The 13,667-nt window shown below is 73.0% G+C and carries 12 protein-coding genes; 6 read left to right on the forward strand and 6 right to left on the reverse strand.

Annotation, left to right across the window (positions count from 1 at the left end; genetic code table 11):
• Positions 1 to 6 precede the first annotated feature (6 nt).
• Positions 7 to 1,179 (reverse strand): class I SAM-dependent methyltransferase, encoded by a 1,173-nt coding sequence (locus SCATT_RS17235; protein ID WP_014144368.1) that lies wholly within the window; start codon positions 1,177 to 1,179, stop codon positions 7 to 9.
• 302 nt (positions 1,180 to 1,481) lie between these two features.
• On the opposite strand from SCATT_RS17235, the gene groES reads away from it, so the two are divergent.
• The gene (gene groES, locus SCATT_RS17240; RefSeq protein ID WP_014144369.1) at positions 1,482 to 1,790 is read left to right on the forward strand and encodes a co-chaperone GroES; all 309 of its coding nucleotides are present in this window, start codon (positions 1,482 to 1,484) and stop codon (positions 1,788 to 1,790) included.
• A gap of 181 nt (positions 1,791 to 1,971) precedes the next feature.
• Positions 1,972 to 3,603, forward strand: coding sequence for a chaperonin GroEL (gene groL / locus SCATT_RS17245; protein WP_014144370.1), 1,632 nt, complete (start codon positions 1,972 to 1,974; stop codon positions 3,601 to 3,603).
• Positions 3,604 to 4,086: 483 nt separating this feature from the next.
• Here groL and SCATT_RS17255 read toward each other — a convergent pair whose 3' ends face one another.
• The 3 genes from SCATT_RS17255 to SCATT_RS17265 are packed head-to-tail and all read right to left on the reverse strand — an operon-like array spanning position 4,087 to position 6,709.
• Entirely contained in the window at positions 4,087 to 4,860 is a 774-nt protein-coding gene (locus SCATT_RS17255) for an SDR family NAD(P)-dependent oxidoreductase (RefSeq protein WP_014144372.1), read from the reverse strand.
• Between the two features lie 9 nt (positions 4,861 to 4,869).
• Complete coding sequence (locus SCATT_RS17260; protein WP_014144373.1) at positions 4,870 to 5,547, reverse strand: MOSC domain-containing protein; 678 nt, start codon at positions 5,545 to 5,547, stop codon at positions 4,870 to 4,872.
• 40 nt (positions 5,548 to 5,587) lie between these two features.
• On the reverse strand, positions 5,588 to 6,709 hold the full coding sequence (locus tag SCATT_RS17265) for an aminotransferase class V-fold PLP-dependent enzyme (RefSeq protein ID WP_014144374.1): 1,122 nt from the start codon (positions 6,707 to 6,709) through the stop codon (positions 5,588 to 5,590).
• Positions 6,710 to 6,793: 84 nt separating this feature from the next.
• On the opposite strand from SCATT_RS17265, the gene SCATT_RS17270 reads away from it, so the two are divergent.
• A complete protein-coding gene (locus tag SCATT_RS17270) occupies positions 6,794 to 7,735 on the forward strand; it encodes a LysR family transcriptional regulator (RefSeq protein WP_014144375.1) in 942 nt (313 codons plus the stop codon).
• Between the two features lie 535 nt (positions 7,736 to 8,270).
• On the opposite strand, the gene SCATT_RS17275 is transcribed toward SCATT_RS17270, so the two are convergent.
• Positions 8,271 to 8,576: a WhiB family transcriptional regulator gene (locus tag SCATT_RS17275; protein ID WP_014144376.1), complete on the reverse strand. Its 306-nt coding sequence runs from the start codon at positions 8,574 to 8,576 to the stop codon at positions 8,271 to 8,273.
• A gap of 490 nt (positions 8,577 to 9,066) precedes the next feature.
• On the opposite strand from SCATT_RS17275, the gene SCATT_RS17280 reads away from it, so the two are divergent.
• Positions 9,067 to 9,678: a response regulator transcription factor gene (locus tag SCATT_RS17280; protein WP_003948568.1), complete on the forward strand. Its 612-nt coding sequence runs from the start codon at positions 9,067 to 9,069 to the stop codon at positions 9,676 to 9,678.
• Between the two features lie 211 nt (positions 9,679 to 9,889).
• Here the strand turns inward: SCATT_RS17280 and SCATT_RS17285 are convergent, their stop codons facing one another.
• Complete coding sequence (locus SCATT_RS17285) at positions 9,890 to 10,183, reverse strand: hypothetical protein (RefSeq protein ID WP_014144378.1); 294 nt, start codon at positions 10,181 to 10,183, stop codon at positions 9,890 to 9,892.
• 1,032 nt (positions 10,184 to 11,215) lie between these two features.
• Between SCATT_RS17285 and SCATT_RS17290 the strand changes: the two genes are divergently transcribed.
• Together SCATT_RS17290 and guaB are read left to right on the forward strand one after the other, a co-directional pair.
• Entirely contained in the window at positions 11,216 to 11,833 is a 618-nt protein-coding gene (locus tag SCATT_RS17290; RefSeq protein ID WP_041825138.1) for a sigma-70 family RNA polymerase sigma factor, read from the forward strand.
• Positions 11,834 to 12,048: 215 nt separating this feature from the next.
• Positions 12,049 to 13,563, forward strand: a complete 1,515-nt coding sequence (gene guaB, locus SCATT_RS17295; protein ID WP_014144380.1) for an IMP dehydrogenase — start codon at positions 12,049 to 12,051, stop codon at positions 13,561 to 13,563.
• The last annotated feature ends 104 nt before the right edge of the window (positions 13,564 to 13,667 follow it).

The raw sequence follows: 13,667 nt of genomic DNA on the forward strand, positions 1-13,667 counted from the left end.
GTACCGTCAGTTCGTGGTGACCGGGGCGCCGATGAGCATGGCCGGCGCCCCGGCCACCCGGGTCAGCAGCACGGTGGCCGCGTTGGGCCCCCGCGGCTTGACCCGGCGCCGGACCTCCTCCGGTTCCACCGCCGACCCGCGCTTCTTCACCGTCAGCGTCCCCACCTCCCGTTCCCGCAGCAGCGCCTTGAGCCGCTTGAGGTTGAACGGCAGCGTGTCACTGATCGCGTAGGCGGTGGCGTACGGGGTGGGGCGCAGCTCGTCGGCGGTGACGTACGCGATCGTCCCGTCGATCAGCCGGCCGCCGACCTGTTGCGCCACCTCGGCCACCAGATGGGCGCGGATCACGGCGCCGTCCGGCTCGTACACGTAGCCGCCCACCGGGCCGACCGGCGGATCGGGCAGCCCGGTGCCGGTCAGCGTGGCGCCTCGCGGCAGCAGCGTCGCGCTGCGCGCCCCGGGCCGGGTGCCGAACCAGAGCACCGCCTCCTTGACGTCGCCGCGGTCGGAGACCCACTGCGCCTCGGCGTCGTCCGGCACCGCCTCGTGCGGCACGCCCGGCGCGATCTTCAACGCCGCGAACGACGTCGTACGGGCCGCCTCGACCGCCCACGACAGCGGCGGCGAGTACGCCTCCGGGTCGAAGATCCGGCCCCGTCCACCCCGGCGCGCCGGGTCCACGAAGACCGCGTCGTACCCGGCGGTGTCCACCTCGGTGACGTCCGCGCAGCGCACCTCGATACGGTCGGCGAGCCCCAGCGCCTCGGCGTTGGCCCGGGCCACCGCGCAGGTCAGCGGGGACCGGTCGACCGCCAGCACCTCGATCCCGGCGCGGGCCAGCGCGATGGCGTCGCCGCCGATCCCGGCGCACAGGTCGGCCACCCGGCCCACCCCGAGCCGGGCGAACCGCGCCGCCCGGTGCTCGGCGACCGTGGTCCGCGTCGCCTGCTCCACCCCGTCGGGCGTGAAGTACATCCGGTCCGCGTCCGCCCCGAACTTGGCCGCCGCGCGCCGCCGCAGCCGCGCCTGGGTCAGCGCCGCGGAGACCAACTCCGCCGGGTGCTCGCGCCGCAACCGCGTCGCCACCGCCAACTCCCCGGCCTCCTCGTACCCCCCCAGCCCCGCGAGCAGCGCCTGCCCCTCGTCCGTCAGCAGCCCGGCGAACGCCTCCGTCTCCATGCCCCCATTCTGCGCGGTTGCCCGGGCGGTGCGGCGCCGGCCCGGTCGCCCGGGGTTCCGGGGGCCAGGGGCGGAGTCCTGGCGGGGGCGGAAACGTCCCCGAGTCTCGCGCCACGCGAGGCTCTGGTTGGCACTCCGCTTGACCGAGTGCTAGCCGCGTCCTAGTCTCGGCGTTGGCACTCTCCACCGGGGAGTGCCAAGACACCGCGACGGGCAGGTCCGGCACCCGCGACGACGGGCCTACCAGGTCGCCACCCCAATACAGACACTCCCGTGAGCTCTCCGAAGGGGGAGGTCGGATCGTGACGACCGCCAGCACCAAGGTTGCCATCAAGCCGCTTGAGGACCGCGTTGTGGTCCAGCCGCTCGAGGCCGAGCAGACCACTGCCTCCGGCCTGGTCATCCCGGACACCGCGAAGGAGAAGCCCCAGGAGGGCGTCATCCTCGCCGTCGGCCCGGGCCGCTTCGAGGAGGGCAAGCGCCTCCCGCTCGACGTCAAGGTCGGCGATGTCGTGCTCTACAGCAAGTACGGCGGCACCGAGGTGAAGTACAACGGCGAGGAGTACCTCGTCCTCTCGGCCCGCGACGTTCTCGCGATCGTCGAGAAGTAATCCGGGAATTCGGCACGGCACGTCCCCGTCGCCCGGGGACGGCCGTCACCCGGCTCTACTCATACGCAGCCGTGAACCCCCGCCCCGGGTTTCCGTGTCCCGTCGGACCGTTTCCGTGTCCCGTTGGACCGGGGCCCGGGGCGTGGGCTTTTGACGAGGAACAGACGAGGTAGCACGAGTCATGGCCAAGATCCTGAAGTTCAACGAGGACGCTCGGCGCGCCCTGGAGCGCGGTGTCAACAAGCTCGCCGACACGGTGAAGGTGACGATCGGCCCCAAGGGCCGCAACGTCGTCATCGACAAGAAGTTCGGCGCCCCGACCATCACCAACGACGGTGTCACCATCGCCCGCGAGGTGGAGATCGAGGACCGCTACGAGAACCTCGGCGCCCAGCTGGTGAAGGAGGTGGCGACCAAGACCAACGACATCGCGGGTGACGGCACCACCACCGCCACCGTGCTGGCCCAGGCGCTGGTCCGCGAGGGTCTGCGCAACGTCGCCGCCGGCGCCTCCCCGTCCGCCCTCAAGCGCGGCATCGACGCGGCCGTCAAGGCCGTCGCCGACGAGCTGATCGCCACCGCCCGGCCGATCGACTCCAAGTCCGACATCGCCGCCGTGGCCGCGCTCTCCGCGCAGGACAAGCAGGTCGGCGAGTTGATCGCCGAGGCGATGGACAAGGTCGGCAAGGACGGCGTCATCACCGTCGAGGAGTCCAACACCTTCGGTCTGGAGCTCGACTTCACCGAGGGCATGGCGTTCGACAAGGGCTACCTGTCGCCGTACTTCGTGACCGACCAGGAGCGGATGGAAGCGGTCCTGGAGGACCCGTACATCCTCATCCACCAGGGCAAGATCTCGGCCATCGCCGACCTGCTGCCGCTGCTGGAGAAGGTCATCCAGGCCGGCTCCTCCAAGCCGCTGCTGATCATCGCCGAGGACGTCGAGGGCGAGGCCCTGTCCACCCTGGTGGTCAACAAGATCCGCGGCACCTTCAACGCGGTCGCGGTCAAGGCCCCCGGCTTCGGCGACCGCCGCAAGGCGATGCTCGGCGACATGGCGGTCCTCACCGGCGCCACCGTGGTCGCCGAGGAGGTCGGCCTCAAGCTCGACCAGGTCGGCCTCGACGTGCTGGGCTCCGCCCGCCGCGTGACCGTCACCAAGGACGACACCACCATCGTCGAGGGCGCCGGCAAGTCCGAGGACGTGACCGGCCGGGTCGCCCAGATCAAGGCCGAGATCGAGACCACCGACTCCGACTGGGACCGCGAGAAGCTCCAGGAGCGCCTCGCCAAGCTGGCCGGCGGCGTGTGCGTGATCAAGGTCGGCGCCGCCACCGAGGTGGAGCTGAAGGAGAAGAAGCACCGCCTGGAGGACGCCATCTCCGCGACCCGCGCCGCGGTCGAGGAGGGCATCGTCTCCGGTGGCGGTTCCGCGCTGGTGCACGCCGGCAAGGTGCTCGCCGACTCGCTGGGCAAGGAGGGCGACGAGGCCACCGGTGTCACCGTGGTCCGCAACGCCGTCGTCGAGCCGCTGCGCTGGATCGCCGAGAACGCCGGCCTGGAGGGCTACGTCATCACCTCCAAGGTCGCCGAACTGGAGAAGGGCCACGGCTTCAACGCCGCCACCGGCGAGTACGGCGACCTGGTCAAGGCCGGCGTCATCGACCCGGTGAAGGTCACCCGCTCCGCGCTGGAGAACGCCGCCTCCATCGCCTCGCTGCTGCTGACCACCGAGACCCTGGTGGTCGAGAAGCCGGCCGAGGAGGAGTCCGCCGCCGCGGGTCACGGCCACAGCCACGGCCACTCCCACTGACGGGACCCCGTCCGGCGTCGACCTGACGCCCGCGCTCCACCGGCGAGGCCCGGCACCCCTTCAGGGGCGCCGGGCCTCGCCCATCACGTCCCGGGCCCGCACCCCCGGCCCCCACGCGGCCGGCCGCCCGACGACGTGCGGGGCGCGGGGTCGACCCGGCCCGCCCCGCGCGGTTCCGCCCGCGTGGTCGGTCCGGTCGGTCAGGACGATCGGTCCGGTCATCTCGCCCCGGCGGGGCCGGTCAGGACGATCGGAACGGTCGGTCGCCCCGGATCGATCCGGTTCCCACCGGCCGGTCATCTCGGCCCGGCGGGGCCGGTCAGGCCGGTCAGCAGGGCGATGGCCGATGGCTGCCGCTCGGGGACGCGTGGTCGCGGCGGATCCGTTCGCGTTCCCGTTTCCGGCGCCGGCGCTTCGCGGGAGCCGTCCGGCGGCCGGTCGCGAGTGGCCGGACGGCGCTGCGGTACGTGGTCGCGCTCCGGCTCAGTGGGCCCCGTAGCGGCGGCCGGCTTCGCTGGACACCTGGCCGATCGCGCCGCTGGGGATGAGCTTGGTCAGCGCCACCGCCGTCTTGTACCGCAGGTCGGGGACGCTGACGACCCGGCCGCGCGCCAGATCACGGATGGCCGCCGCCACCAGCTTGTCCGCGTCCAGCCAGGCCCACCCCGGGATGCTGCCGGTGTCCATCCCGGCGCGCTCGTGGAACTCGGTGCGCACGAACCCCGGGCACAGCGCCATCAACCGCACGCCCGACCCCGCCAGGTCGTGCGCCACGCCCTCGGTGAAGCGCACCACCCACGCCTTGCTCGCCGAGTACGTACCGCGCGGCACGAACGCGGCCACCGACGCCACGTTGATCACAAAGCCCCGGCCACGCTCCCGCATCGCCTTCGTCGCGGCCGAGGTCAGCCGCAGCACCGCCTCGCAGTGCACCTTCAGCATCGTCAACTCGTCGGCGAGCGGCGCCTCCAGGAAGGTGCCCCTGTTGCCGAACCCGGCGTTGTTCACCAGGACGTCGACCGGCCGTTCCGGATCGCCCAGCCTCGACTCGACCGCGGCGATCCCCTTGTCCGTGGCGAGGTCGGCGGTGAGCACGTCCACCGCGACGCCGTGCCGGCGCCGCAACTCCGCTGCCTGTTCCTCCAGTCGTTCGGTGTTGCGGGCGACGAGCACCAGGTCGTGCCCGTCGCTCGCCAGCCGCCGCGCGAACGCGGCGCCGATACCCGCAGTAGCTCCGGTGATGAGTGAGGTCGTCATGGACGAAGGCTACGCATCCCGCGCCACCGCCCGCCGCTCCAACCGCTTCCGCACCGATGCGGCGTGCTCGGGGTTGAGCGCTTCGCCCGCCGCGAGCACCCGGGGCAGCAGCTCCGGCTCACCGCTCAGCGCCCGCAGCACCAACGCCACCGTGACCTCGTGCTCCGGCCGGTGCTCCACCGTCACCTGGTCACCCGCGCGCACCTCGCCCGGCCGGACCACCCGCAGATACGCCCCCGGCCGTGCGGCCTGCGTGAACCGCTTCACCCACCCCGGCTCCTCCAGCCATTCCTGGAACGTCCGGCACGGAATCCGGGGCGAGGTCACCTCCAGCAGCACGTCCGGACCGACCCGCCACCTCTCCCCGACCAGCGCGCCGTTGACGTCCAGGCCGGCCACGGTGAAGTTCTCCCCGAACGATCCGTTGGCCAGCGGCTTGCCCAACTCCCTTTCCCAGTGGTCGAGATCCTCCCTCGCGTAGGCGTACACGGCCTGGTGGTCGCCGCCGTGGAACCGCTTGTCGCCGATCCGGTCCCCGGCGAGCCCGCTGTCCGCCGTCCCCTGCGGCCCGGGAGCCACGATCTTCACCATGGTGTCGATGGGCCGCTTGTCGATACCGGTGAATTCGGCGTCGGTGTAGTCGACGACCTTGGGCACGGCGATGTTCACGGAAAGCAGTTCAGGCATGGGCCGACCTTAGAGCCCCCACCTCGGCCGAGCGAGATCTTTACGCGGTGCCTCGCGGCCGGTGGGCCGGGGCACGCAGGGCGTTCAGCAACAGGTCGACGTCGTCAGCCGAGTTGTAGAGGTGGAAGGAGGCCCGCAGGTGGCCGGCCCGGTCGGAGACCACGATCCCGGCGCGGGCGAGGTCGTCCGCCCGGTGGCCCAGCCCCGGCACCGAGACGATGGGTGAGCCGCCGTCACCCACCGGGCGGTGCCCCAGCTCGGCCAGTCCGGCGCGGTAGCGGTCGGCGAGGGCCAGGTTGTGGGCGCCGATGGCGTCGACGCCTATCTCCTCCAGCAGGGTCAGCGACTGCTCGGCGCCTATGCAGGACAGGTAGGCCGGCGAGGTGTCGAACCGGCGGGCCGCGGCGGGGAACGCGGTGACCGGTCCGTAGCACGACCCGTAGGGGTCCTCTGCCGCGTACCACCCCGAGAGCAGCGGCGGCAGCTCCTCGGCAGCCGCTTCGCTCACGGTGAGGAAAGAGACGCCGCGCGGGGCCAGGAGCCACTTGAAGGCGCCGCACACCAGGTAGTCGACCTCGCCCGCGTGGACCGGCTGCCAGCCCACCGAATGCGTGGCGTCCACCAGGGTCCGCGTGCCGTGGGTAGCCGCCGCCGACCGGATGGCCGCGAGGTCGGCGACGCGCCCGTCGGCGGACTGCACCGAGCTGACCGCCACCAGCGCGGTGCCCGGCCGTATCTCGTCCGCCAGGCATTCCAGCGGGGCGCTGCGCACCTTCAGGTCGCGGCGTATCACGAAGGGGGTGATGAGGGAGGAGAAGTCGTCGTCGGCGTGGAGCACCTCGGCACCGGCGGGGAGCGACATGGCGATCAGACCGGCGTGGACCGAGACCGCCGGGCCGATCGCCACCCTGTCGGCCGTCACCCCGGCCAGTCGGGCGAACGCCTCCCGCGACGCCGTCACCGCCGGCTCCCACGCGGAGAACTCCGCGACCGGCCAGCCGTCCAGGGCGCGCCGGAGCGCGTCGGTGGCCCGGGCCGGGGCCAGCCCGGTGGACGCGGTGTTGAGGTAGACCGGCGGGTGCCGGCGCGCCGGCGGTGTCGTCCGATCCGCCTGCGCATATGTCGTCTGCGGCGCGAACTCGCCGCCCCCCAAGCTCTTCATGCGAACTAGCGTGCACCCCGTTCGAACTCAAAGTCCATAGCTAATTTCTCGCCTTCATCCCTAAGGGTGACTTATGATCGAAGGGTGATAGAAGCACGCCATCTCCGGGTACTGCGAGCGGTCTCCAGGACGGGTTCGTTCTCCGCCGCCGCTCGGGAGCTCGGCTGCACCCAGCCCGCCGTCAGCCAGCAGATGAAGGCCCTCGAACTCTCGGTGGGCACGCCCCTGATCGTCCGGGTGGGCCGGGAGATGCGGCTCACCGAGGCGGGCGAGGCGCTGACCCGGCACGCCACCGGGATCCTGGCCGGGCTCACCGCGGCGGAGGAGGAGGTGGCCGCGATCGCCGGGCTGCGGGCCGGGCGGGTCCGGCTCGCCTCGTTCCCCTCCGGCAGCTCCACCCTGGTCCCGGCCGCGGTGGCCGCGATGCGGGCCGCCCACCCCGGTACGCAGGTCTCGCTGGAGGAGGCCGAGCCACCGGAGTCGGTGGAAATGCTCCGTTCGGGTGATTGCGAAATCGCCCTGGCGTTCCGTTACCTGGATATGCCCGGCGGGGAGGGTGAGTGGGACGACCTGGTCGTCCGGCCGCTGCTCACCGATCGCCTGGTGGGTCTGGTCCCGGCTTCGCATCCGCTGGCACAGGCCGCGCCGCGGGGTCACGCGGTCGGTGTCGGCGACCTGGCGGACGAGCAGTGGATCGCGGGCTGCCCGCGATGCCGCCGCCACCTCGTCGCCGTCTGCGAGAACGCCGGGTTCACGCCGCGCATCGACTTCGCCACCGACGACTACCCGGCCGTCGCCGGCCTGGTCGGAGCCGGTCTCGGGGTCGCCATGCTGCCGGAGCTCGCGTTGGAGTCCGTACGTCCGAAGGGGGTGACGATCGTCGAGGTGGAGCCCGTGGTGCGCCGCGAGATCGTCGCGCTCACCCTGCCCGACCTGGAGCCGGTGCCGGCCGTGCACGCCATGCTCGACCGCCTCGCGGAGGCCGCCGGCCCGCTGAGGTCGCTGAGCGGTGCGGTGGCGTCCTGAGGGATGTGCGCGCCCGCGGACGTGGCGGGTGCCGTGGCGTTCCCGGAGGGCTCGGAGGCGTGCCGCGGTGAGCCCGTCCGCCGTGGCGGCTCGTGCGGGGGAGGGGCCGGGGCGGCCGGCGGGCTCGTGACGCCGGGGCGGGCGCGGTGTCGGTGAGGCGCCCGAGGGCGCGGCGAGTGGACGACCGGGGCCCGTCGGGAAGCCGGGACGGCCAGGGCGGTGGATGGCAGCGGGGGGCGGCCGTTTCTCCGTCGCGGGAGGTGACGGGGTGCCAGGGGTGAAGTGGGCGTTTGGTTGACGCTTCACCCGTTCGCGTAAGCGCCGTTCCGCCGTGGAGGGGCGGGGCGCGGTTACGTTGCGTGGGCGCGGCCATGCGGTCGACGGGGGGTGAGTGGGGCGCGCGTGGGGGCGGGTGGGGTGTGCAGGAGCGCGTACCGGAAGGGAGCGCCGGTGGGTAGTGGGGACCGACCGCCCGGGGTGAAGGTCCGGGAGGGGATGCAGAAACGATTCTGCCGGAGTATCGGTTGCCGGAGTGTCAGTTGCCGGGGCTGCTGATCAACCGGTTCCGGGACCGGCCCATCATCTCCTCGCGTTCGTCCTCGGTCAGTCCGCCCCAGACGCCGTACGGCTCACGTACCGCCAGCGCGTGCGCCGCGCACGCCGCGCGGACCGGGCAGCGCATGCACACCTCCTTCGCGGCGGCCTCGCGCGAGCTGCGGGCCGCGCCGCGCTCGCCCTCGGGGTGGAAGAACAGTGAGCTGTCGACGCCGCGACATGCGGCGACGAGCTGCCAGTCCCACAGATCGGCGTTGGGGCCAGGGAGGCGGGAGAAGTCTGCCATTGCTCATCCCCTTGAGAGGTCTGCCGGCGGGCCGTGCCGCCTGCGGCCGTCCACGATCGTGTCCAACTGGATGTAAATATGACTCATGGCAAATCTAGCCTCAACACCCCCGAGCGGTAAAAAAAGCCGCTAAACAGTTCAAATACCGACATAGGTGAGCGTTGGCCACGGGAGGGGGCGCTCGGCGTCCGGCAGGCGGGGGGTGGGGGAGGGGGATCGCGGTGCGGGTTGTGCGCCGCGAGTGCTCCCGAGTGAGACGTGGTGCACCCCTTGGCGCCCGATGTAGCTGATCCGTGTCGGTCCGATCACGTAGAGTGTCGATGACGGCTGCCAGACTCCGTAACTCTTTCGAGTGAGCGTCGTTGAGAGTGCGGAGGTGGTTGGACGGCGAGAGAAGCCGGGCGGGTGCCCGGCGCCGTCAGGCCCACCGGTGATGATTCGTACCAGCCTGGAGGCTCAACGTGACGCGGATCTGCTGCGGAGGGCGGTCATGACATCCGTCCTCGTCTGCGACGACTCCCCGCTTGCCCGAGAGGCGCTTCGCCGCGCGGTCGCGACCGTGCCCGGTGTGGAGCGCGTAACGACGGCGGCCAACGGCGAGGAAGTCCTCCGCCGCTGGGGCGCCGATCGCTCCGACCTCATTCTCATGGACGTCCGGATGCCCGGTCTCGGCGGTGTCGAGACCGTACGGCGGCTGCTGTCGGCCGACCCCGGCGCCCGCATCATCATGCTCACCGTGGCGGAGGACCTCGACGGCGTCGCGCTCGCGGTGGCCGCCGGCGCCCGTGGCTACCTGCACAAGGACGCCTCGCGTGCCGAACTGCGGGCCACCGTCACCCAGGCGCTGGCCGACCCGACGTGGCGGCTGGCCCCGCGCAGACTGCGGTCGGCGGAGATGGGCGCCGCGCCGACGCTGACCGCGCGGGAGATCCAGGTGCTCGAAGGCATGAGCCACGGCCGGTCCAACGCGGAGATCGGGCGCGAGCTGTTCCTTTCCGAGGACACCGTCAAGACCCACGCGCGGCGGCTGTTCAAGAAGCTCGGCGCGTCCGACCGGGCGCACGCCGTGGCGCTCGGTTTCCGCTGGGGCCTCGTCCGCTGAGGCCGTGCCGTGCGTTGGAGAGGACGGTGGGGACGCCCCGCCCGGCCCGGGCCGTGCCCGTCCGGTGCGGGTCGGACCGGTGACGGCCCGGCCTGCTCCGCGGTCCGGTCCGCCGGACCGGCCGACGGCCGGACACGGCCCGGGCCGGGCGGCGTGTCCAGGGCACCCGCCGGAACGCCCGCGCACGAACCGGCGCCACGACGGCCGCCGGTCACCGGGCCCCGGCCGCCCGCCCGTCGTCCGCCGGACCGCTGGTCACCCGCCGGTCGGCGACCCGGTCCTCCGCTCCGCGAACACCCGCCTCCCGGCCACCGGCCCGCCCCCTGCCGGCACGGTCGCCGGAACGCGGGCCGTCGGCATGGTGGCCGCCGGGCCGGAGCGCCTGGTCGCCGTCGGGTCGGCGGCGGCCGGGTACGAGGTGGGTCTCACGGCCGGTCGACGTCCCCGGGACGCCACCGGCCGCGAACGTCCCGGCGGGCACGGTCACGGTCACGAGCAAGGGCACGGGCACCGGCTCCGTACCGCGTCGGCGAGAGCCGTCGGCCGGCGGGCACGGCGTTCCGGGACCGGCCCCCAGCGTGACCCCGGCCGCGAAATTGGTCACACGGCCGGGCCCCGGAAGGCGTGCGCGACGGGGATCTCGCGGACACCGGGGCACCCTCGGGCGGGCGGCGGCGACGGCGGTCCCGGCGCGGTGAGGCACGGCGGCCCCAGGGGCCAGGTCCGGCACCCGACCCGCCAGGTCCGCGGGGCACGCGGGGTGTCCGCGGGACGTTCCCGGGCAGCGGTTCGGAAGACCGCCTGGTCGCCGGGGTGCGGGCCGGGCGGAGGCGGCCCGGCGGGGCGGTGCGCGACGGGACCGGCCACCGCGGAAGTTCCGGATGTCCGCGCGAGGCCGCATGCTTGAGGTATGGACTTCCTCGGGGACCCACCAGAGGGGCAGTGTTCAACGCTCCCGTCGTGTATGCCGACGGGCGACAGACGGGCGGGGCGGAGTACCGAGCTTCCGCTCGGGGTGGTGGCGGGCTTGCCGGCCTCGGAGGCCAAGGGCGCGGGTGAATCGGAGGCCGACGGTGACGGGGAGCGGATGCGTGGGATGACGGCGGCGAGCACATCCGCGTCCGGCGCGGCCACCACGTCCGGGCGTGCGGCGATCGCCCGGGCCACGGCGGCGTACGCCTCCGCCGGGGCCGGCGCGCCGGCCCGGGCCGAGGGCGCTCCGCGTCCGGGGCCGGCCGCCGAGTACGAGTACGCGCCGCGCCAGTCCGCCGGTCGTCCGGCCGCCGCCTCCTACCCGGGCGGCCAGGGCGTGCGCGCGGTCGCGGCGGCGCCGTCCGGTGCGACGCTGCACGCCACGGGGGTGCAGACCACCACCGTGCTCGGTGCCGTGGCGCGGCCGGCCCACCCGGTGCCGGCCGCGGCGCAGGCCCCGGGACGTGGCGGACAGCCGCTGCGGAGTGGCCCTCCGTATAACGCTTCGATGCACAAGTCGGGACGCGGTGCGACGGACCGCGGGGCGACCATGCACCATGGACCGGTGCGTGACGACGAGACCTCGGCCATCGGTGCCCTCGTACGCCGCGCTGTGGAGGGCGACGAACAGGCCACGCACGATCTGCTGGCCCACGTCCACCCGCTGGCCCTGCGGTACTGCCGGACGAGGTTGTCGCGGCTGCCGGGTGACGCCCGCCACTTTGTGGACGACCTCGCGCAGGAGGTCTGCCTGGCGGTGTTGTGCGCGCTGCCGCGCTACCGCGACCAGGGGCGCCCGTTCGAGGCGTTCGTGTTCGCCATCGCTTCCCACAAGGTGGCCGACCTGCAGCGTTCGGCGATGCGGGGGCCCGGTTCGACCGCCGTTCCGTCGGAGGATCTGCCGGAGAAGCCGGACGACTCGCTCGGGCCGGAGGAACGAGCGCTGCTGAGCAGCGACGCCGAATGGGCGCGGGAACTGCTGGCGAACCTGCCGGCCACCCAGCGCGAGCTGGTGCTGCTGCGGGTCGCGGTGGGGCTGACGGCGGAGGAGACCGGCCAGGTGCTGGGGATGTCCCCGGGCGCGGTACGGGTGGCCCAGCACCGCGCGTTGAGCCGGTTGCGGGCGCTGGCCGCCCAGGCGCACGGGCTGCCCGCGGACGACGCGCGGGGGCTGAGCGCCTAGGGTCCGTTCCGAGGGCTCGCCCCGGGCACGGCGGGTACGTCGTTCCCCGGGCGGGCCCTCGTCACGTTCGAACGGGTCGGATGTTCCACGATCGGGTGACGGAGTTGTCCACAGCCCGTGGTTTGTGCACAACCACAAACACGAGGGCGAAAGGTACTCGTTCCAGGCCAGTAGCATGGGATGCCACGCCGGGCAAGAGCATTGGGGAAGGTGTCATGACCGCCAACACCGACGGAGTGGCCGAGACGGTAGCCGAGAAGTTCGGGTATCTCGGACTTACCTACGACGACGTGCTGCTGCTGCCGGGCGCGTCGGACGTGGTGCCGAACCAGGTCGACACCGCGTCCCGGATCACCCGCAACATCCGGTTGAACATCCCGCTGCTGTCCGCCGCGATGGACAAGGTCACCGAGGCCCGGATGGCCATCGCGATGGCCCGCCAGGGCGGCGTGGGCGTGCTCCACCGCAACCTGTCGATCGAGGACCAGGTCAACCAGGTCGACCTGGTCAAGCGCTCCGAGTCCGGCATGGTCACCGACCCGATCACGGTGCACCCCGACGCCACGCTGGCCGAGGCCGACGCGCTGTGCGCCAAGTTCCGGATCAGCGGTGTGCCGGTCACCGACCCGGCCGGCAAGCTGCTCGGCATCGTCACCAACCGCGACATGGCCTTCGAGCTGGACCGCAGCCGCCAGGTCCGCGAGGTCATGACGCCGATGCCACTGGTCACCGGGAAGGTCGGCATCTCCCGGGACGACGCGATCGAGCTGCTGCGCCGCCACAAGATCGAGAAGCTGCCGCTCGTCGACGACGAGGGCCGGCTCAAGGGCCTGATCACGGTCAAGGACTTCGTGAAGGCCGAGAAGTACCCGAACGCGGCCAAGGACGCGGAGGGCCGGCTGCTGGTCGGTGCCGCCGTCGGCGTCGGCGACGAGGCGTTCGTACGGGCCCAGGCGCTGGTCGAGGCCGGTGCCGACTTCCTGGTGATCGACAGCGCGCACGGTCACAGCCGCGGCATCCTCGACATGGTCGCCAAGGTCAAGGCCAACCTGAAGACCGAGGTGGTGGCGGGCAACGTGGCCACCCGGGACGGCGCCCAGGCGCTGATCGACGCCGGCGCCGACGGCGTCAAGGTGGGCGTGGGCCCCGGTTCCATCTGCACCACCCGGGTGGTCGCCGGGGTCGGCGCGCCGCAGGTCACCGCGATCTACGAGGCGTCGCTCGCGGCCGGCCCGGCGGGCGTCCCGCTGATCGGCGACGGCGGCCTGCAGTACTCCGGTGACATCGCCAAGGCCATCGCGGCCGGTGCCGACACCGTGATGCTGGGCAGCCTGCTGGCCGGCTGCGAGGAGTCCCCGGGCGAGCTGCTGTTCATCAACGGCAAGCAGTTCAAGACCTACCGCGGCATGGGCTCGCTCGGCGCGATGCAGGGGCGTGGCCAGGGCAGGTCCTACTCCAAGGACCGCTACTTCCAGGACAACGTGCTCTCCGAGGACAAGCTGGTTCCCGAGGGCATCGAGGGCCAGGTGCCCTACCGGGGTCCGCTGGCGGCCGTCGCCCACCAGCTCATCGGCGGCCTGCGTTCCTCGATGGGGTACGTGGGCGCGGCCACCGTTCCGGAGCTGAAGGAGAAGGGGCGCTTCGTCCGCATCACCGCGGCCGGGCTGAAGGAGAGCCACCCGCACGACATCCAGATGACCACCGAGGCGCCCAACTACCACACGCGCTGAGCGGCGCCCGGCCCGTGCCGCCACCCCGCCCGTGCCGCCGCCCGGCCGGCGCGGCGGCGCCCCCGGTACCGGATACGGGGCGGGGGCGCCCGGCGGGGGCTGCG

This window comes from Streptantibioticus cattleyicolor NRRL 8057 = DSM 46488 (genome assembly GCF_000240165.1).
GTDB lineage: Bacteria > Actinomycetota > Actinomycetes > Streptomycetales > Streptomycetaceae > Streptantibioticus > Streptantibioticus cattleyicolor.